This is a genomic window from Flavobacterium sp. GQ95, assembly GCF_059758655.1.
Genome location: NZ_JCAXEB010000005.1, coordinates 343,693 through 363,698, shown reverse-complemented (window position 1 = coordinate 363,698; position 20,006 = coordinate 343,693). Strand labels below are relative to the sequence as shown.

Annotated in this window: 16 protein-coding genes; 8 read left to right on the top strand and 8 right to left on the bottom strand. The window is 34.4% G+C overall.

Translation table 11 applies throughout. The features are described from left to right. Window positions 1–55 precede the first annotated feature (55 nt). Window positions 56–1,006, bottom strand: coding sequence for a PhoH family protein (locus AC6CH4_RS12400; RefSeq protein WP_026984005.1), 951 nt, complete (start codon window positions 1,004–1,006; stop codon window positions 56–58). Between the two features lie 239 nt (window positions 1,007–1,245). Here AC6CH4_RS12400 and AC6CH4_RS12395 point away from each other — a divergent pair, with 239 nt between their 5' ends. The 5 genes from AC6CH4_RS12395 to dnaN all read left to right on the top strand — a co-directional run bounded on the left by AC6CH4_RS12395 (window position 1,246) and on the right by dnaN (window position 6,470). Continuing rightward, window positions 1,246–2,073: an SAM hydrolase/SAM-dependent halogenase family protein gene (locus AC6CH4_RS12395; protein ID WP_498103386.1), complete on the top strand. Its 828-nt coding sequence runs from the start codon at window positions 1,246–1,248 to the stop codon at window positions 2,071–2,073. A 326-nt stretch (window positions 2,074–2,399) separates the two neighbouring features. Continuing rightward, window positions 2,400–2,696, top strand: coding sequence for a putative quinol monooxygenase (locus AC6CH4_RS12390; RefSeq protein WP_498103385.1), 297 nt, complete (start codon window positions 2,400–2,402; stop codon window positions 2,694–2,696). Between the two features lie 138 nt (window positions 2,697–2,834). Continuing rightward, a complete protein-coding gene (gene gldF, locus AC6CH4_RS12385) occupies window positions 2,835–3,560 on the top strand; it encodes a gliding motility-associated ABC transporter permease subunit GldF (RefSeq protein ID WP_498103384.1) in 726 nt (241 codons plus the stop codon). Then, the gene (gldG, locus tag AC6CH4_RS12380) at window positions 3,560–5,245 is read left to right on the top strand and encodes a gliding motility-associated ABC transporter substrate-binding protein GldG (RefSeq protein WP_498103383.1); all 1,686 of its coding nucleotides are present in this window, start codon (window positions 3,560–3,562) and stop codon (window positions 5,243–5,245) included. The genes gldF and gldG overlap by 1 nt, the downstream gene beginning before the upstream one ends. Before the next feature lie 106 nt (window positions 5,246–5,351). Further along, window positions 5,352–6,470, top strand: a complete 1,119-nt coding sequence (gene dnaN, locus AC6CH4_RS12375) for a DNA polymerase III subunit beta (RefSeq protein ID WP_026984000.1) — start codon at window positions 5,352–5,354, stop codon at window positions 6,468–6,470. 166 nt (window positions 6,471–6,636) lie between these two features. Here the strand turns inward: dnaN and AC6CH4_RS12370 are convergent, their stop codons facing one another. Next, window positions 6,637–7,293 carry a hypothetical protein gene (locus tag AC6CH4_RS12370; RefSeq protein ID WP_498103382.1) on the bottom strand — a complete coding sequence of 219 codons (657 nt, stop codon included), beginning with the start codon at window positions 7,291–7,293 and terminating at the stop codon, window positions 6,637–6,639. A gap of 291 nt (window positions 7,294–7,584) precedes the next feature. Between AC6CH4_RS12370 and AC6CH4_RS12365 the strand changes: the two genes are divergently transcribed. Then, window positions 7,585–8,214, top strand: coding sequence for a DsbA family oxidoreductase (locus tag AC6CH4_RS12365; protein ID WP_498103381.1), 630 nt, complete (start codon window positions 7,585–7,587; stop codon window positions 8,212–8,214). Between the two features lie 177 nt (window positions 8,215–8,391). Here the strand turns inward: AC6CH4_RS12365 and AC6CH4_RS12360 are convergent, their stop codons facing one another. After that, complete coding sequence (locus AC6CH4_RS12360; protein WP_498103380.1) at window positions 8,392–10,164, bottom strand: MutS-related protein; 1,773 nt, start codon at window positions 10,162–10,164, stop codon at window positions 8,392–8,394. A 70-nt stretch (window positions 10,165–10,234) separates the two neighbouring features. Continuing rightward, window positions 10,235–11,071: a universal stress protein gene (locus tag AC6CH4_RS12355; protein WP_498103379.1), complete on the bottom strand. Its 837-nt coding sequence runs from the start codon at window positions 11,069–11,071 to the stop codon at window positions 10,235–10,237. A 183-nt stretch (window positions 11,072–11,254) separates the two neighbouring features. On the opposite strand from AC6CH4_RS12355, the gene mnmE reads away from it, so the two are divergent. Both mnmE and AC6CH4_RS12345 read left to right on the top strand, forming a co-directional pair. Next, window positions 11,255–12,643, top strand: coding sequence for a tRNA uridine-5-carboxymethylaminomethyl(34) synthesis GTPase MnmE (gene mnmE / locus AC6CH4_RS12350; RefSeq protein WP_375032332.1), 1,389 nt, complete (start codon window positions 11,255–11,257; stop codon window positions 12,641–12,643). Beyond that, on the top strand, window positions 12,644–13,003 hold the full coding sequence (locus AC6CH4_RS12345) for a hypothetical protein (protein WP_498103378.1): 360 nt from the start codon (window positions 12,644–12,646) through the stop codon (window positions 13,001–13,003). Window positions 13,004–13,069: 66 nt separating this feature from the next. On the opposite strand, the gene AC6CH4_RS12340 is transcribed toward AC6CH4_RS12345, so the two are convergent. The 4 genes from AC6CH4_RS12340 to AC6CH4_RS12325 all read right to left on the bottom strand — a co-directional run bounded on the left by AC6CH4_RS12340 (window position 13,070) and on the right by AC6CH4_RS12325 (window position 19,971). Then, on the bottom strand, window positions 13,070–13,528 hold the full coding sequence (locus AC6CH4_RS12340) for an RNA methyltransferase (protein ID WP_498103404.1): 459 nt from the start codon (window positions 13,526–13,528) through the stop codon (window positions 13,070–13,072). Window positions 13,529–13,793: 265 nt separating this feature from the next. After that, window positions 13,794–15,977, bottom strand: a complete 2,184-nt coding sequence (locus tag AC6CH4_RS12335; RefSeq protein ID WP_498103377.1) for a TonB-dependent receptor family protein — start codon at window positions 15,975–15,977, stop codon at window positions 13,794–13,796. Window positions 15,978–16,040: 63 nt separating this feature from the next. After that, entirely contained in the window at window positions 16,041–17,207 is a 1,167-nt protein-coding gene (locus AC6CH4_RS12330; RefSeq protein ID WP_498103376.1) for an alpha/beta hydrolase-fold protein, read from the bottom strand. A 190-nt stretch (window positions 17,208–17,397) separates the two neighbouring features. Then, window positions 17,398–19,971, bottom strand: a complete 2,574-nt coding sequence (locus AC6CH4_RS12325; protein ID WP_498103375.1) for a glycoside hydrolase family 9 protein — start codon at window positions 19,969–19,971, stop codon at window positions 17,398–17,400. Window positions 19,972–20,006: the final 35 nt, after the last annotated feature.

Genomic DNA, 20,006 nt, shown 5'->3' with positions numbered 1-20,006 from the left:
AATATTAGTAAATGTCAAAACACATTTCACGATTTACATTTGACATTTTATAAAATTAATCGTGATTTTCTATTTGTTTATAGGCATCAATTACCTTTTTCACTAATCTGTGACGTACGATATCTTTATCATCCAGATAAATAATTCCTATTCCGTCAACATCTTTCAGAACCAAAATGGCTTCTTTAAGACCCGAAATAGTTCGGCGTGGTAAATCGACCTGTCCAGGATCTCCCGTAATCATAAATTTAGCGTTTTTTCCCATACGGGTCAAAAACATTTTCATTTGTGAGTGCGTTGTATTCTGAGCTTCATCGAGAATTACAAAGGCGTTATCTAGTGTGCGCCCACGCATAAATGCCAGTGGCGCAATCTGAATAATTCCTTTTAAAATGTAATCTTCGAGTTTTTCGTTCGGGAGCATGTCGCGCAAAGCATCATAAAGAGGTTGCATGTACGGATCTAGTTTTTCTTTCATATCGCCGGGTAAAAAACCAAGATTTTCTCCTGCTTCTACCGCTGGTCTGGTTAAGATGATCCTTTTTACTTCTTTGTCCTTAAGCGCTTTTACTGCCATTGCTACACCGGTATAAGTTTTACCGGTTCCTGCAGGACCAACAGCAAATACCATATCATTTTTTTTGATGGTATCTACCAGTAGTTGCTGGTTAGGCGTCATGGCCTTAATTATTTTACCTCCAACACCATGAACTAATATTTTGTCATGATCGTATGATTTTTTTTCATCCTGACCATCACTCATAATTACGCGTTCAATTACATTGTCATCAATGTTGTTGTATCGGGTAAAATGGAGCATTAACCTTTGAAATCTTTTTTCGAATTCATCTAAAACTTCTTTTTCGCCAAATGCTTTTAAAGTTGTCCCTCTCGCTACTATTTTAAGCTTTGGGTAATACTTTTTAATTATTTCAAGATGAGAGTCTTGAGCGCCCCAAAAGTCTTTTGGAGCGATGTCTATTAGCTCGATAATTCTTTCGTTCAAATGAAGTAGTTTTAAATTAAAAATAAATCAGTTTTATAAATCGGTGGTTGTCGGGTATCTTTTTTTTAGTCTCAGTCTCAGTCTCAGTTTTCAGTTATTACGACTGAGGCTGAAAACTTAGCGCAATATTATAATTTGTCTTTTCTTTCTTTCAATTTGCAATTACTATTATTAGATTTGCATTTCTCAAATTTAATGAAAATTAGATTTAAATACTACCAATAGTTATAAACAAAATTATGTCAATAATTACCCTTACTACTGATTACGGCTTAAAAGACCACTTTGTTGGTTCGCTAAAGGGTAAAATTCTTTCTGAATATTCAGAGGTTCAAATTATTGATATTTCACACGACATAGATCCGTTTAATACAGCCGAAGCAAGTTATGTTATTGGCGCCTCTTATTTGAGTTTTCCTAAAGGAACCGTACATCTTATTGGTGTTGATATTGAACGTAATAAAGAAAATCAGCATATTGCCATGCAATGGAACGATCATTACTTTATTTGTGCCGATAACGGAATTTTAAGTATGCTTACACAGAAAATAGTTCCGCAGAAAATTGTCGAAATCAATATTCACGACCGTTTTCCGATTGAATACAGCGATTTGGATATTTTTATACAAGTAGCCTGCCATATTGCAAAAGGCGGTTTATTGAATGTTATTGGTAAAGAAGTTCAAGGAATTAAACAGATTACCGAATTACAAGCGGTGGTCGCTAATGACGGAAATTCATTAAAAGGATATGTTATTTATATTGACCATTTTGGAAATATTGTGACCAATATCTCAAAACAGCAATTTATAGAAGTTGCCAAAGGTCGTCCATACGAAATTGTAATGAAGCCCAAAAGCATCAAAACCATTCTGCCAAATTATTCCGCGATTGCAACATCCGACAAATATCCAATCAAAACTTACGAAGGAGAAAAATTAGCCATTTTTAATGAAGCAGGTTTTCTTGAAATTGCCATTTTTAGGAGTAATCCATCAAAAGTAGGTTCTGCAAATAGCTTGTTGGGATTGAATTATCGTGATGTGATTACCATTCAGTTCCTTTAATAATTTTAGATTTTAGGCTGTAGATTTTAGATCTTTGATATGCTGAATTCGTCTTTTTGTCATTTCGAGGCACGAAACTTGAGCGATAGCAACTGGCGAAGCAAATCCTCGTAAGTAACTCTACAAAGATTGGCGATTTTCTATACGGAGCTGCTTGCGAGGATTTCTCCTTCGTCGAAATGACAATATTATGGGTAAAGCATTATAAAATAAGCTTTTTAGAATATTTTATTTTTTAATAAAAAGAACAATCAATTTTGGTACTTTTGCCCGCGTATTGCAGATTTTCATTCTAAAATCTACAATCTAAAATCTAAAATTATAATATGTTTGTTCGAATAGTAAAAATGAGTTTTCACGAAGAAAAAATTTCGGATTTTCTGGAGAATTTTGAAAGTGTGAAAGATAAAATACGAAAAGCAGATGGAAATCGTTTTTTAGAATTGTATCAGGATAAAAATAACAAATGCATCTTTTTTACTTATAGCTATTGGGAAACTGAGGCCGATTTAGAAAATTACAGACAGTCTGAACTATTTAATTCTGTTTGGGATTTCACTAAAAAACTATTCAATGCAAAACCAGAAGCCTGGAGCGTAGATAAAATAGTTAGTTTAAATTAGTTTCAAATTCAAAACGGACTTAACCGCAAGGTTCGCAAAGATTTACGCAAAGTTCGCAACCTGAAACCTGAAATCTGAAACTTGACACGAGGCTTTAGCCGAATTGGCGAAGCAAACAATAAAAACAAAAAAACACAAATGAAATCAATCATTTTACGAGAAATAAAATCCTTTTTTGGATCTCCTATTGGCTATTTGGTCATTGCTATTTTCTTAATTAGCAACGGACTCTTTTTATGGGTTTTTGAAGGAGATTACAATATCTTAAATACCGGTTATGCCGATTTGACTCCGTTTTTCACTTTAGCTCCGTGGATTCTGATTTTTCTGATTCCGGCGGTTACAATGAGAAGTTTCTCAGATGAAAAAAAGCAAGGAACATTAGAATTGCTTTTGACTAAACCATTATCGATTTGGGAAATTGTAAACGGTAAATTTTTGGGTTCTTTATTCCTGATTGTTTTAGCAATTATACCGACTTTTATTTATGTGAGAGTAATTTCGAATTTAGGTTTACCCGAAGGAAATATTGATATGGGAAGTACGATTGGTTCTTACTTCGGACTATTATTCTTAATCGCTTCGTATTCCGCAATTGGGATCTTTACTTCTACCCTTTCAGAAAATCAAATCGTCGCTTTTATCATTGCTGTTTTTCTTTGTTTTTTCTTCTATTTTGGTTTTCAGGGGCTGTCTTCGTTAATTCCTGGAGATTCTAATATTGTTTCTGCATTGGGTATGCAGGATCACTTTAAAAGTATGAGTCGGGGCGTGATCGATACGCGTGATGTAATTTATTTTTTAAGCATCACAGTATTATTTCTGTCTTTTACTGTTTATCAATTAAAATCTTTTAAAGCATAATGAAAGCATCTACTCAACAAAATATCAAAATTTTAGGTATTACCGTTTTTGTTTTAATTGTTTTAAATGTGTTGGGAACTTTGTTTTTCCACCGATTCGATTTAACCAAAGACAAACGCTATACTTTATCTAAAACTTCTTTGCAAATTGTAAAACAAGTTAAGAATCCACTTTCGATTAAAATTTATATGCAAGGCGATTTGCCGGCAGATTTCAGACGTTTACAACTTGAAACCAAACAATTATTAGAAGAATTCCAAGCTTACAATAGCAATATTGTTTTCGAATTTGTAAATCCGATGGAAAACGAGGACGAAAGCATAGAAATGGTAAAATCGCTTTATCAAAAAGGATTAACACCAATAAACATTACTGTTGACGATAAAGGAAAACAATCTCAGGCTATGGTTTTTCCGTGGGCAATTGCGGTTTATGACAATAAAGAAGTCAATATTCCATTGTTGAAAAATATCATGGGTGCTTCGACTACAGAGAAAGTAATTGGATCAATTCAGCATTTAGAATATTCGATTGCTGATGCTATTAATAAAATTACCAAAGCCAAGCAAAAGAAAGTTGCTTTTATAAAAGGAAATGGCGAAATGAACGAGGTTCATGTTGCCAAAATGCTGAGACAAATTAAAGAAAGCTATTATATTGGACCCTTCACTTTAGATTCTGTTGCCAAAAATCCAACGGGAACTTTAGAAGCGCTTAACAAATACGATTTAGCTATTATCTCAAAACCAACTCAAACTTTTTCAGACGAAGAAAAACAGGTTTTGGATCAGTTTATCATGAACGGCGGAAAAACGTTGTGGTTGATTGATCAGGTTTCTGCTGATATGGATAGTTTGTATAATCAATCTGGCGCTACCCTAGCCTATCCAAGAGATTTGAATTTGAATGATATGTTCTTCAAATATGGATTCAGAATTAATCCTGATTTAGTAAAAGACGAATACGGAAGCCCAATCAAACTGGCTACCGGAGAGCAAGGAAGTGCTACTCAATATCAGGAATTTAAATGGAAATATGCTCCAATTGTAATTCCTTCGGGCAAACATCCAATCGTTAAAAATTTAGGCCAGATTAAATTTGATTTTGCCAGCCCGATTGACACTTTGAAAAATGGAATCAAGAAAACGGTTTTATTGCAATCGTCTCAATATTCTAAGAAGATTGGAACTCCAACCGAAATCAATTTGAATATTGTAACCGAGCAGACTACTCCGCAAGAATATTTGAATAAAGGAAACTCAGCCTTAGCTGTTTTATTTGAAGGAGATTTTCATTCGGCTTTTGAAAATCGCGTTTTACCTTTCAAAGAAAATGCATTTCAGACAAAAGGAAAACCAAATAAAATGATTGTAATTGCTGATGGAGATTTGGCGAGAAATCAATTGGATAAAAATATGATGCCAGTTGAATTAGGTTATGATCAGCGTACCGGAAATTTATACGACAACAAAGATTTTATGATGAATTGCATCAATTATTTGTTAGACGATACCGGACTTATTAACATTAGAAGCAAAGATGTCGATTTGCCATTATTGGATAAGGATAAAGTTTATGAAAACTATACGATGACACAATTCATAACTATCGGACTTCCAATTCTAATTTTATTGGTTTTTGGACTTGCATTTACTTACATCCGAAAAAGAAAATATAGCAAATAGATGTTAATAAAAAAATTGCGAAAGTAAGATTGTTTACGATATATTTGTAATCCGTATATTTAGCCCCTAATTGCTAAAAAACACATCAAAAAATAAAACAAAACAGATGAAATTTATAGTATCGAGTTCGTACTTATTAAAACAATTACAAGTTTTAGGAAGTGTAATTAACAGTAACAATACGTTGCCAATTTTAGACAACTTTTTATTTGAACTAGACAATGATGCGTTGACAGTTTCGGCTTCAGATCTTGAAACTACAATGTCGGCTACATTATCAATCGATTCTAAGAGTAAAGGAAGTGTAGCTGTACCTGCAAAACTTTTGCTTGAAATTTTAAAAACGTTTCCGGAACAACCTTTAACTTTTACTGTTGAAGATAACAATACAGTTGAAATTAGTTCTAATTCAGGAAAATATGCATTGGCATATGCAGCCGGAGAAGAATTTCCAAAATCTGTAAATCTTGAAGATCCATCTGTAACTTTAGTTCCTGCTGATGTTTTGGCAACTGCAGTAAGCAAAACTATTTTCGCTGCCGGAAATGATGATTTACGTCCGGTAATGTCTGGAGTTTTCTTCCAGTTTTCACCAGAAGGATTGACGTTTGTTGCTACTGATGCTCATAAATTAGTAAAATATGCCCGTACAGATGTAAAAGCATCTCAGGTTGCTGATTTTATTATGCCAAAAAAACCTTTGAATATCTTAAAAAGTATTTTAGGTAGTTCTGACGCTGAAGTAAAAATTGAATACAACGATTCAAATGCGACTTTTTCGTTTGACAATTACATTTTAATGTGTCGTTTGATTGATGGAAAATACCCTAATTATGAAGCGGTAATTCCAAAAGAGAATCCAAACAAATTAATGATTGACCGTTCTTTATTTTTAAGTTCAGTTAAGCGTGTGGCTATTTTTTCAAACAAAACAACACACCAAATTCGTTTAAAAATTGCCGGAGCTGAATTAAATGTTTCTGCAGAAGATATTGATTACTCAAACAAAGCAGAAGAAAGACTGACTTGTGATTACCAGGGAGATGATCTTCAAATTGGTTTCAACTCCCGTTTTTTAACTGAAATGTTGACCAATTTACAATCAGATATGATTATGTTAGAGATGTCATTGCCTAACAGAGCAGGGATTCTTACACCAGTAGATGGTTTAGAAGAAGGAGAAACTGTTACCATGTTGGTAATGCCTGTAATGTTAAATAGTTAACATCAAAACTTCTTTTTGTTACAGGGATTTTTTTTAGTTTCGAATTAAAGACATATCATTGTAAAAAAAAATATCGCTATTAACCAACCATTTTTTATACCTAGGAACCGCAATTCTTTTTAAAAGATTTGCGGTTTTTTATTTTTATTTTTTTTTTTAGAAAGAGCTATACTTTTTTCTTTTTAAAACCAAAATAGTAATTTACTCCAAGACCTAGTGTTGTGCTGTCATAATTGGTATTAGACTTTTTTACATCCGTCAAAGCTTCACCCATATCGACACCAGTATAATATAAGTTAATTGCCAAAGAATCATAATTTTTATCAGATAGTATAATATCCAGACCAAGTCCTATTCCTAATGAATGTTGCCATTCTGTTACAATATCTTTTTGAGTTTTAGATTGAGAAGGATTACTCTGATTGATTAGCGTGTAATTTTGTTGCGCTTCAATTCGTGAGATATTATAGCGTGGAAAGATTTGCAAAATTGCATCTCCAGCGCTAAATTCACCCCACGAAAAACATATTTTAGGCGTAAAACCAAAATTTAGAGCACTTGCATTTGCTTTTGATATACTTATAATATTTCCCGCCTGATCTACTTTATTATAATCTTCTAATCTTCCAAAATAATAACTTAGGGAAGCTTCAGGTTTAAAAAACTTATAGACTTTAACATCAACTCCTGACGTTACTTCTAAATAACCCGATTCCTGAAAATCAGTATGCCGATAATAAGTTCCCCCTGCAAAAGCTCTTACCTGAGCATTCAAACTAACTGAAAATAAAATAACCAGAAAATAAAAAGTAGTTTTCTTCATAAATGAATTTATATTTTATTACATATCAGCGCATTATTGCGTCTCTATTTTTTGTACTAAAATACTTTATTTTATTTACCTAATAAATCATTTTCCTAAATGATTTATCAATTGTATTTGTGAAATACCTTGTCGAGCTACTTGCGAGGATTTCTCCTTCGTCGAAATGACAAACTGGCGCAAAAACGAAACCAAAAATCTAAAAAAAGCCTAAAAACCTGAAACTTGAAAGTTAAAACCTAAAACCTCAAACAAATAAAAACCTGAAACATTTTTTTTAACTTTGCATTTATGAAAATAGAAATTTGGTCGGACATCATGTGTCCGTTTTGTTATATCGGAAAAAGACAATTGGAATCGGCGTTAGATGAATTTCCAAATGATGATTTTGAAATCGAGTGGAAAAGCTTTCAACTTGATCCAACTATTACCCCACAATCCGGAAAAGACGTTTATACGTTTCTTGCTGAACGAAAAGGCATTTCAGTTGAACAATCTATTGAAATGCATAAAGGTGTCGCAGAACGCGCAAAAAGCGTTGGTTTGGATTATCATTTTGACAAAGCTATTATTTCAAACTCATTAACATCTCATCGTATTATTCATTTAGCTAAAGCTAAAAAACTAGGCGATGAAATGGAAGAAATTTTCTTTAAAGCATATTTTACTGAAGGAAAAGATTTAAACGATCCCTCAACCTTAATTAAATTAGGAGTTCAGGCTGGTTTAGATTATGATGAAGTAAAAGAAGTCGTAGAAAATGAAAACCTTTATTTAAACGACGTGAAATCGGATATTAAAGAAGCACAGGAAATTGGAGTGCAAGGAGTTCCTTTTTTTGTTTTTGATCGAAAATATGCTGTTTCCGGGGCACAGCCGGTGGAGGCTTTTGTGAATACGATTAAGGAAGCGCAGAAGTAAACGTATTTTTTGTCATTCCGAGGAACGAGGAATCCCCGCAAGTAACTCCGTCCAGAGAATCGCCAATCTTTGTAGAGCTTCTTGCGGGGATTCCTCGTTCCTCGGAATGACATACTATAGGCGTAGAAAAACCTATAATCTAAAATCTAAAATCTGAACTCTAAAATCTAAAATTCTTTATATTACTCCCATTTTCTGCATCAAAAAAGTTGCGCTTTTATTTTTGCAAATCCCACTGCGGAGTTTATAATCAAAATGGAGTTCGTTGTTTTGAATTTCGACTTCAAAACATTGATTCGTTAGAATATCCGGATATTCATTTGTTGTCAGGCAAACTTCAATATCATGAGTTGCTATTGCTCCAATGGCATTTTTAGCAATAATCTTTTTTACTACTTCTATTGTTCCGTTTCGTTTATCATCAGAGTTTGTTCCTCTTAAAATTTCATCTAATAAAACAAAAGCTGGTTTCTCTTCTAGAGCATCCATAATTTGTTTTAAACGTTTAATTTCAGCAAAAAAATAGGATTCACTATCTGCCAAAGAATCGGATAATCGCATTGAAACCAAAACTGGAAGTGGATGAATGTTAGCTTTTGAAGCACAAACAACTGAACCGATTCCGCATAGAACCATATTCACACCCAAACTTCTTAAAAAAGTACTTTTCCCGGACATGTTAGAGCCAGTCAAAATCACAAATGATTCGGGATAAAAATGCGTATCATTCCCTACTCTGGTTAATGGATTTAAAAGAGGATGACCCAAATCTGAAAACCCAATTTTATATTCCGAATTAATTTCAGGAAAAACAAAATCAGGATTATTATAGGCCAAATTTGCCAGGCTGTTTAAAGTCTCAAATTCACCAATGACAGTAATCCATTTCTCCAATTCTTCAGAATAGTTTTCTTTCCATTTTAAAAGTGCTCTTAAAACATGCAGATTGAATAAAAAGGTTCCGTTAAACACAATTGCTGTAACAAGGTTGCTGATGGTGTCCATTCTAGAAAACAGCTCTGACAATTGTTTTAAATGCGCACTGGCAGTTGCATTTTTAAAAATTAGCTGTTGCTGTAAATCGATTAGCTTTTTTGATTGAAAAGTTTCCTTTTCAATTTTTCCGACCAATAAACTGTATTGTTTAATGATTTTATCAACGTTATCAGCTTTTGCAATTTCTGATTGAATTCGTTTGAATGACTTTCCTAAAACCATCAAATTAGCAATAAAAATATACGTTAAATAAGATAATAAAATAGTTTTTGAAGTAATAAAATAAGCCGTTAAAACTCCAAAAAATAAAATTGGAAGTGCCAATGACAATACAATTAAAGCTTTAGGTAAAACATTATTTTTAAATGAATTCCAATATAATATAGAATCATAAGAAGCTTTTGAATCATTACTGATTGTAGCCAACGCTAAAAAATCGTGTCGCCAGTCAATTTTTGTTTTAAGCTCATTTACCGCTTCCTGATTTTCCAAAATTGCATCATTCGGAAGTTGCATCAACAATTGATTTGCCAATGTTTTTTTTCCAATATAAGTGGCAGTTCTATTCAAATTTTGAAACAGGGAATGTTCACCAAAAATATCTAAATCGTATGCATAGGGATGATGAAAATCGTTGAATTCAATTCCGTTTTCAAAAGGAAGTTTTTCTCTTTTTAGAAAAGCAATTTCATTTTTATTGATTTGTAAAAGTGCTGTGGTTAATTGTTTTTGAAAAGACAATCTGGAATGCACCCGCATCAAAAAAATAAAACCAACAAAAGACAGAAAAGCAAGTCCTACATAAAGAGTTTCACTGGTTTTGATGTAATAAAACAACATAAACAAACAGAGAAAAGCACTTAATAAACGTAGTAAACTTATGCTATTATATCTTTTATTGATTTTATTAAAAAGTTCAGAATAATGCTCAACTTTATTTTGATATGCTTCCATTTTTTAAATTTAATGAAAGACAAATATAAGCTTTACACTTTCAAAATTATAATTTATAATAGTTCGATTTTTATTGATTTTCATGCATGACCAAAACAGGAACCGAAACTTCTTTGGCAATTTTTTTTGTAAATCCGGAATCAAAAATACCTTCAAAGAAAGATCGTTTGTGTGTAATCGTTGTCAGTATGTCAATATCTTTATAAAGAATAAAATCAAGAATAGTTTCTTTTACATCATCACTTGGTAATACTAAAAACTCTACATTATCATTTGCAAACTCTCTTTCCCATTCTTTAAAAGTAACATCAGAAACATCTGAATTTGAAGTTTTAACATACAAGCTTTTAACTTTTGCATTCGTTTTTCTGGCGATCTCCAAAACTTTTTTGAGCTCGACTTTATCTTTTTCACGATAACGTGTAGTGAAACCAATAATTTTTATTTTATTGAATTTTGCTGTTACAGGAATGCACAAAACAGGTACCTTAACTTCTGAAATTACCGAATTTGTATTAGATCCTGTAAAAAACTTGGTCCAGTCTGAAACACCAGTTGTGCCCATTATTACAAAATCAATTTTGTCTTCTTCGACAGCATTTTTTAAGTTATAAATCAGATCACCATCCATTAAACGATGTTTGATTACTATATCTTCTAAATTTCTTTCAATGGCTATTGTTCTCAATTTTGGAATTTCATCTTTAAACATTTCAAACTTAGCCAATTCTATTGAGCTGTAAATAGAAGCGTAATTTTCAGGAAAGAACTGGCTGTCATAAACCGGAATCTCGAAAGTATGCAACAAAATAAGTTCGGCGTCGACAATCTTTGCAAATTCCAAAGCATGAATAAAAGCATTTGTAGCGGCTTCAGAAAAATCGGTTGGAAATAATATCTTTTTCATTTTGTTTCGCTTTTAAGGGTTAGTTACTCAAATTTAATCATTATAAAAACAAATTAGCTTGATAATTATCAGTTATTTAACAGTTAATAATTTCTTAATTGTTTGAATATTTTAAAACTCAAAATAGCATTGGCACACTATTTCAATTTCTAAACTTTATCCCTTTTTTTATACCTTTGCAGCATGATAAATCAAGATTCTATAGTTGCATTAGCCACTCCATCCGGAGCTGGAGCTATTGCTATCATTCGTATTTCAGGTTCCGAAGCCATTACGATCGGAAATTCTGTTTTTAAATCCATCAAAAACAAAGACTTAACGAAGCAAAAAACACATACTTTGCATTTGGGTCATATTATAGATGATTCAAAAACACTTGACGAAGTATTAGTTTCTGTTTTCAAAGGACCAAACTCATATACAGGTGAAGATACGATTGAAATTTCGTGTCACGGATCAACTTATATTCAACAGCAAATTATTCAGTTATTATTGAGAAAAGGTTGCAGAATGGCCGATGCCGGAGAATTTACACTGAGAGCTTTTCTGAACGGAAAATTAGATTTATCACAAGCAGAAGCTGTTGCTGATTTGATTTCGTCAGATAACGAAGCTTCGCATCAAATTGCCATGCAGCAAATGCGTGGTGGCTTTAGTAATGAAATTGCCAAGCTACGTGAAGAACTTTTAAATTTCGCTTCACTAATTGAATTAGAACTTGATTTTGCCGAAGAAGACGTAGAATTTGCAGACAGAACTCAATTTCACGAATTATTAAACCGAATCGAATTTGTCCTTAAACGTTTAATTGATTCATTTGCTGTTGGAAACGTAATTAAAAATGGTATTCCGGTTGCCATTGTGGGAGAACCAAACGTAGGTAAATCAACTTTGCTAAATGCTCTTTTAAACGAAGAACGCGCCATTGTTTCTGACATTGCCGGAACTACACGCGATACCATAGAAGATGAATTAGTGATTGGCGGAATTGGTTTTAGATTTATTGATACAGCCGGAATTCGTGAGACAAAGGATGTAGTAGAAAGCATCGGAATTAAAAAGACTTTTGAAAAAATAGAGCAGGCTCAAGTTGTTATTTTCTTATTTGATAGTTCAGAGTTTAAAGTTTCGGGCTTGAAATTAAAAGTGGAGCTTGAAAAAATTAAAAATCAATTTCCTCTAAAACCTTTAGTTGTTATAGGAAATAAATCTGATAAGCTATCCGAAATTGAAATTGCAAACTTAAAATCTGATATTCCTGAAATCTTAATGCTTTCTGCAAAAGAAAATATTGGAGTTGATGAATTAAAAAATCAGTTACTATCTTTTGTTAATACCGGAGCTTTGCGAAATAACGAAACAATTGTAACAAATACAAGACATTACGATTCTTTATTAAAAGCTTTAGATGAAATACAAAAAGTGAAATTCGGTCTGGAAACGAATCTTTCAAGTGACTTGATTGCTCTTGATATTCGAGAGGCTTTATACCAATTTGGACTTATTACGGGTCAGGTCAGCAACGACGAATTGTTAGGGAATATTTTTGCTAATTTCTGCATCGGGAAATAAATGACTACACAAGATTTAATTGGTAAATATTCAATTTCCGGAAGTAATCAGGACGAGAGCCAGGAAATAACTTATAAAGGTATTTTGAGTTTGTCGTTAGATAAAAACAATCGAATTATCGCGCATTGGGTCATCAACAATACACAAGAACAAAAAGGTTACGGCTTCTTTAAGGATAATATTCTGGCAATAAATTTTAACTACAAGGGAGAAAACAACAAAACCTTTAAAGGAGTTGCTGTTTACCGATGTATAACCAAAGATGTACTTGATGGTTTTTGGTCCGAAAAACATGGAAACCCTCTTTATTTGGGAACCGAATATTGTTTAAGAATGGAAAGTATTGAGCGGTTAAACTAGATTTGTTTTTGAAATTCAGTCCGAAATCATCGGATATCGGAGATCAAATAAAAATAAAGTTTTGTTTTATGAACGTGGTTTAGGCAAGTTTCTGTCGTACATAATAATAGTTCCTGCCACGGCTACATTTAAACTTTTTTCTGATTTAAATTTCACTAAATGATGACATTTAGCCATTACTTTTTTGGATAAACCATGATCTTCTGCCCCTAATAAATAAACACAACGTCTTGGATGTTCAAAGGTCTCTAAATCGGAAGCTTTTTCATCTAATTCAACACCAACCAATCGCGCTCCTTTAGGTAAGTTTTCAAAAAAAGCTTCAAAAGTATCATAATGAAAATAAGGAATTGCTTTTACCGCATCATGAGTATCAGAGGCTTGTTTGGCATATCGATTACCTATGGTAAATATAAAAGTAGCACCTAAGTTTTGAGCGGATCGCCACAAAACACCCAAATTTTCAGGTGTTTTACCATTTTGTATTCCTATCCCAAAATATTCATTTATAAAATTATCATTCATAAGGGCAAAAATACAAACTGTAAGTACATAAGTCAATTTTTTATTGTGATGAAACAGGGATCCTATACAGGATTTGATTGGTAAATATTCCATTTCCTGAAATAACACGGATGCAAGCCAGAAAATAACCTGTAATGGTATTTTGAGTTTGTCGTTAGATAAAAACAACCAAATAATCGCTCACTGGGTTATTAATAATACACAAAAATTCGTAAATACCTATACCTCTTTGGAACAGTTCTACTCCCTTAACTTTATCCTTTTTTTATATTTTTATAGATACCGTTCCTGAAAACGTCCTACCGTCTGATGGCCAAACACCTGGTCCGGGATAAAATTGTGGCCTTTTCGTAAAATAGTGTTCGTTTAAAACATTGCTGACGTTAAATTGCAATTTTATATTTGCTGTCAGTCGAATTGCGAGATTTAAGTCCAGCAACTGATAAGCATCAACTAAACCTACCGCACCACTTGCAGAAGGCGTAACAGTGTTCAGTGCATCAGCGAAACTCTCAGAAGTATAACTATAAAGTGCAGAGAAACTAACTTGCGAATACCGAAATGTAATTCCGTTTCTGCTAATCCATGCAGGAACACTTTCAACTTTATTTCCGCTAACATCAACATTAGTGTTGCCTGATCTTATCACAGCATCCTTATAGCGTGCATCCATATAAGAAGTTGATGTAAACAACGATAAGCTCGTTTTTTTACCCAAAGAAAAATCTCCCTGCAAAAAGAATTCAAGTCCTGCTGTTTGCGAATCTCCAATATTGGTTCTGAAAATTATCAGATTGTTTGCTGTATCGGTTTGGACAAGAGTTCCTAAACGGTTGTTATATTGCAGATAAAATCCTGTTGCATCCCATTTTAAAAATTTCCATTTGCCTCTAAAACCAATTTCGGCATTATAACCGTAAGCATCTTTGAGGTTTTTGTTGCTTACTTCATAAACAGATTGCGGAATAATATCTTTGAAAATAACAGGTCGGTAAGCCTGTGACCAACCTCCATAAATATTGATTTCGTTCGTTACATCATATTGCGTACTTACACCAAACAGAGGAAAATTATGTTTGATTTTGTTTGGCAATTCTGCATCGGAATAATAAGTCGTTGTACCTGTCATGTTGGTTTCCCCAATTTCCATTCTGACTCCGGGATTGATTGAAAACTTCCTTGTTAACAAAAATCGGTTCTCGGCAAATAATGCCATGTTGCTTGTTTTATAATGAAGGTCTCTGCCCCAGCCTGGTGTTACAAGCGATAAATCAAAATCGGTTCCTGTTGTTCCTTTGCCTTGCTGTTGACGGTGCAGGTCATTGTTCATGTACTGAATACCTGTTGTCAGTGCGCTTGTTTGGCGTAAAAGCTTATAAGAATGAAGCATTCGTAACTCTGTAGTATAACTATTAAAGTGATCAATATCTACTTGTCGATTGTTATACTGAAGTGTAGCGGGTACAATAGTATCGGCAATATTAGCCGGTCTGTCAAACATTACACTGTTTCTTGCTCCAATCACAGCTGAAGTTGTCAATCGCAATTTTGTTGAAGAAGTAACATTCCAGTCCGCTGTTAAAGATGGAATATGAATGTTTGGCTGATAATAATTTCGGGAACGTGTTGACATTTGAGGGTGGGCATGAAACATACTATCGGTTAGCGGTCCCGGTATATGCGTAATATAATTGGAATGTGTCCACTCTAATTTGAAAGTTAAATCTTTTGAAGCATCATAATAAAGTGAAACTTGTTCGGCATCAAAACTTGAATCGCTGTTTTCCCTATATCCTGTTATCCATTTTCCATTAATCCAGGCAGAATAGCGAAATTTCCCTATTTTACCTGATATACTGTTGAATGTACTTACCAAGCCGTATGAACCCATAGTATTAATGGTTTCAAAAGTAATTTTCTTAGTCGTATCAGGCTGTTTGCTGATATAGTTGAGCATACCGCCAAACTGTGCTCCGTATTGCAACGAGCCTGTACCGCGTACTAATTCAATTCGTTCAACAGCTTCCATTGGAATATTGTAATGACTTGCAGGATAACCATACATGTCAGAGTTCGTGATAATACCGTCTTTACGCATATTAAATTCCCAACTACGATGCGCGTCAAGTCCACGAGTAGAAATATTTACCTGATTGCCAGTACCATCCATATCGTAAACAAAAAGACCGGGTACTTTTGCGAAAATCTGTCTGGCATATTTCTCTGTCAGGGCAACATTCTTTTGTAACATATCAATTACTTCAGTCTTTTTTCCAGAAAAAATGTAAGTTGCCTGAATAGGTTCCAGTCGCAGAATATCTTGTGGTATTCGGCTTCCTTCAACCGTTACAGGAGAAAGCCTGTGCGTTTTTATACTATCAGTTGTTGTTTGTCCAAAGGCAGTTTTTACATTGATTATAAGTACTGCGATGAATAAAACTCTCTTCATGTTTTTAATTTCTAATTCCCTTATTATTACCTCCAATTTGTTTTGGTTTTGGTTATTCTAATGTTATTTGAATAATTTAGAAGCAAACTGATTTAAACACCTGCGCCACGTAAGCCATTCATGAGCTGTTTCAGGCGATTCATAATAGACATATTTAATTCCCTGTTGGTCTAACATCGTTTTAAATGCCCCAATTGATTTAGGAAAAGGACTAGGTTCTTTTGTGCCTAATCCTAACCAAAAAAGCTTGATTTTTTTATTTAGCACATTGCCATCTTTATATTTTCCTTCTAAAAAACTATTAGCATCAATAGGATCTATACTCGGATAATTGGCTGTACCGCTAAATCCGCCATAATAGGAAAAAGTATCCAGATGGTTCATCATAATACGCATCGTCTGATTGGCTCCCATCGAAAGACCGGCGATCGCTCTGTGTTCGCGACTGGCTATCGTACGAAACTTGGCATCGATCATCGGAATAACTTCGGTAATAAGTACATCTTCAAATATAGATTCCGGGCGCTCTTTTTTATCCTTTGATTCTTTGCTTTGCGGTTTATAAGCATAGCCATTATCCATAACAACAATCATACGGTTTGCCTGTTTTGAAGCAATCAAATTATCTAAAATTAAATTTGCTTTCCCCTGTGCTGACCAGCCTGTTTCGTCTTCAAAACTCCCGTGTTGTAAATACAATACCGGATAACGTGTTTTTGTATTTTCAGTATAACCCGGAGGTGTATAAATAAAACAGCGTCTAAAAGAATTGGTTAGTTTTGAGAAGTAAATATTTTCACTAATCAAACCGTGAGGTACATTTTTCAACGCAAAAAAATCCTGATCTCCCGACGGAATTTCTATTCCACTACCCCATCTTCCGACACCATAGAAATACAAACTTCCCGGATCCGGAACTGAAGCGCCGTCTACATTTAGCTGATAATAATGAAATCCTTCATCCTGCGGATTCGACTCTCCGGTCCAGACGCCATTCGCATCTTTTCGCATATCGTATTTCACTCCGCTAAGATCAAGCTGTACTTTATTTGCACCAGGCGCCAAAATACTGGCACGTACACGTCGCTGTGAATTAACCTGTGGAAATTGTTTATCTGCCTGATTAACGGATGAAGGTTTAAAATCTTCGACAATTTGTGCCTCCTGACTCCAGCTTGTTTCAAAGCACAAGCAGGAAATTAATAGGGTAATATTTAAAAATTGTTTCATATTTATTGTTTTTTTAGTTCAACCTATTTGCTTCCTATGCTTGCAGTTAATTTTACCGCAAAGCACGCAAAGTTTTTTTGGTCGTTGTGTTTACGTTGTCTTTTAAGTTCGCAAAGCTGTATGTGATTGACCCGGCCTAAACCTTTGCGGTCTTTGCGTAATGTCTTTGCGCACCTTGCGGTAAAATTCACTATTTCTCCTTAGCCAAATCATTTACAGCATTCGCCAGAAAAACATACCACGCGCCGCCATCTATAATACATTCATTTTCTCCCCAGAAAAATGGCCAGTCGTCTTTGTTCTCAAGATAATCCGGTTTAAGGAAAATAAGTCCGGGAACCACTCCGCCGGCAATTGTGGTAAAATCCGCGCGATTGCCTCCATAAGCGACTTTTTTGGATCTGTTTCCGACCGCATTTACAAAAGATAAATTAGAATACGGATGACAGCCTAAAACATAATTCAGTCCCTGATAAACACTTTCTTTGTCCATGATATCAGGGTAAATTTTATGAATATAATAATTCGTACTTGCCCAGTTAATAACCTGCGAACTACCTCCCCAGCCTCTCTTTGCAATCGGCACGCCATACGGATTGTCAGCATTTTCCTTGTCCATTTTCTCTTTATACTTGATTACATAACCACGTAATTTTTGCTTGTAACCAGCATCCATAGAAGAAACAGCCAATAGTGCCGGGTTCATATTAAAATCTATATTATCATCCAGCAGCGTCCATATTTTATCTTCAAAACCTTTTTTATACTGTGCATCTTTTGTGCTTAAGTAGAGTTGCAGGATAGCAATCATATCACTCCCTTTACCCCATCTCGACATTGGACTGTTATCCGGTTTTGCCTTTTTATCTATTTCAGTTGCTTCGTTCGTCAGCTTTTTAGCAAGAGTTAAACATTTAGCAGCAAGTTCATCATTATAACCTTTAAGAGCTCTGCTTGCAGATGCCAATGCTCCTGCAGTTCTGAAATCCAAAAATGAACTTCGATTGGTAAAGGCCCATCTGTCATCTTTTGTACCGCTGGAAACACCATTAGATTCAAAAGGTTTAAGAGCGGGATTATAGGGCAGATTATCGGTTTCGGTTGAAGCATCTCCCAAATGATGGTACTGATGCAGATTGGGTACAACGATCCCTCTTACAGGATGTCCAATATTTTCTACTTGTGCCACAAGGTTCAAAACGCCGTGCTCGATTTGCTGCAGCATATCGGGTTGACCATCCGGACGGTGAATGTCTACAAATTGTGTTTTTTGATCGATATAGGTTTCATCCCTGTTTACTTTGAATGCTTCCCACGATTCTACAAAACTATTGATGACGCTTACATGTGAAAAAGTTTGTATGTCAAAATCGCCGGCATCAAACCAACCTCCTACTGACATTCCCGGAATACGTTCTAAAGGTTTGTATTTTGTTTCAGTTGTTGGACCTTGCTTATAACCATCAAAGTGTTCGTGATTGACTGGTGCCTGAAGACAATCATCTAAAAACGGTCTTCCATGCCACACTCTGTACGCCTCATTTACTTCCATATGATCCATCTGAACCGGAAACCAAACGTCCATAGTAGGATGCCAAATGTTTTTATAAATATCATCTTCTATCTGAAAAGTATTTGTTTTTTGATCTCCATACTGGATATAATAAAGCCCTTTTTCTTTGACAGTGCTAAAATCAATCTGAGCATAATTATATCTGAGATAATTTCCCCAAACCTTGACTTCTGCTTTTAATTTCTCTGTAAATTTTCCATCCGCACCAAGTTTAAAAATCGATGCCGTACTCAACGCTTTATCACTTTTATCAAGTTCGACAACCGCTACTTTCTTTTGGCTAGGCATGTACCCCACTTGCGAAAACCCAATAACGGGTTCTCTTTTCCAATTCGGGATTGCATTAGGTTCTACATACCAGGTCATTACTTTTCCTTTTTTGTTTGACGGAAGAATACTTCTGGCTATAAACCAGCCATTTTGCCCCAAATTTCTTCCATCAAAAAGCATTACATCTTGATTTTCTGATTGAATTTTGACGGTGCGCTCCGGGTTTTCGGGCGCAAAGATGAAACTCTTACCCGATTCTAAAGGAAGCGTCGCTATAAATTCATTTCTTCCACGATCGTCAAAGGTAGTATGTCCGGCAAATTGAGGGATTTTTTCAGCCAACGGCTTAATTTCAGTGTTGCTTGCAGGATATCTCGGAAAAGTTCCCGCTTTTCCATCTACAACATAATTACTTTCAAAATAAGAAGTCGGTATAAATTCCATATTAAATCCTGCCCTGCCTTCTAAAACTTTTGGAACCGGGTTTTCTAATACAACATCGATAACAAAACCTTTTCCTTTTGGTGTTACGATGATTTTGGAATCAAAATTAAATTCCTCATACCGCAATGTGACTTCAATGCTATTCTTTGCCTTGTCAACTTTTCGATTGATCATCTTTGGAATTAAATCCCATTGTTCCGGTGTATTCTGCAACCTGATGGCACCACCCGTTACCGTTCTGACACCATGATGAATAAACTCTATTCCGGCCGTTTTTTCGTCGAAAAACATTCCGTTGTATTCATTATTAAAAACCCAGACATTCAATCCGGGAGTCTCAAAATATTCTTTTTCATTTAATACTAAAGTTTGAGAAAATGACTTATTTGCAAGACCGAACAAACAACAAAACAGAAGCACTTCCTTCAATAAAATCTTATTGAAAATAACCATTAACATGCTATTAAGTTTATACATAATTTTATATTTAATTATTAAGCCAACAACAAGTA

Bases quoted from the DNA above. Each gene is read 5' to 3' on its own strand.
- AC6CH4_RS12330 (WP_498103376.1), bottom strand. From the start codon at position 17,207: ATGAAACAATTTTTAAATATTACCCTATTAATTTCCTGCTTGTGCTTT.
- AC6CH4_RS12365 (WP_498103381.1), top strand. From the start codon at position 7,585: ATGAAAATAGAAATTTGGTCGGACATCATGTGTCCGTTTTGTTATATC.
- dnaN (WP_026984000.1), top strand. From the start codon at position 5,352: ATGAAATTTATAGTATCGAGTTCGTACTTATTAAAACAATTACAAGTT.
- AC6CH4_RS12325 (WP_498103375.1), bottom strand. From the start codon at position 19,971: ATGTATAAACTTAATAGCATGTTAATGGTTATTTTCAATAAGATTTTA.
- AC6CH4_RS12340 (WP_498103404.1), bottom strand. From the start codon at position 13,528: ATGAATGATAATTTTATAAATGAATATTTTGGGATAGGAATACAAAAT.
- AC6CH4_RS12395 (WP_498103386.1), top strand. From the start codon at position 1,246: ATGTCAATAATTACCCTTACTACTGATTACGGCTTAAAAGACCACTTT.
- mnmE (WP_375032332.1), top strand. From the start codon at position 11,255: ATGATAAATCAAGATTCTATAGTTGCATTAGCCACTCCATCCGGAGCT.
- AC6CH4_RS12345 (WP_498103378.1), top strand. From the start codon at position 12,644: ATGACTACACAAGATTTAATTGGTAAATATTCAATTTCCGGAAGTAAT.
- AC6CH4_RS12360 (WP_498103380.1), bottom strand. From the start codon at position 10,164: ATGGAAGCATATCAAAATAAAGTTGAGCATTATTCTGAACTTTTTAAT.
- AC6CH4_RS12370 (WP_498103382.1), bottom strand. From the start codon at position 7,293: ATGAAGAAAACTACTTTTTATTTTCTGGTTATTTTATTTTCAGTTAGT.
- gldG (WP_498103383.1), top strand. From the start codon at position 3,560: ATGAAAGCATCTACTCAACAAAATATCAAAATTTTAGGTATTACCGTT.
- AC6CH4_RS12335 (WP_498103377.1), bottom strand. From the start codon at position 15,977: ATGAAGAGAGTTTTATTCATCGCAGTACTTATAATCAATGTAAAAACT.
- AC6CH4_RS12390 (WP_498103385.1), top strand. From the start codon at position 2,400: ATGTTTGTTCGAATAGTAAAAATGAGTTTTCACGAAGAAAAAATTTCG.
- gldF (WP_498103384.1), top strand. From the start codon at position 2,835: ATGAAATCAATCATTTTACGAGAAATAAAATCCTTTTTTGGATCTCCT.
- AC6CH4_RS12355 (WP_498103379.1), bottom strand. From the start codon at position 11,071: ATGAAAAAGATATTATTTCCAACCGATTTTTCTGAAGCCGCTACAAAT.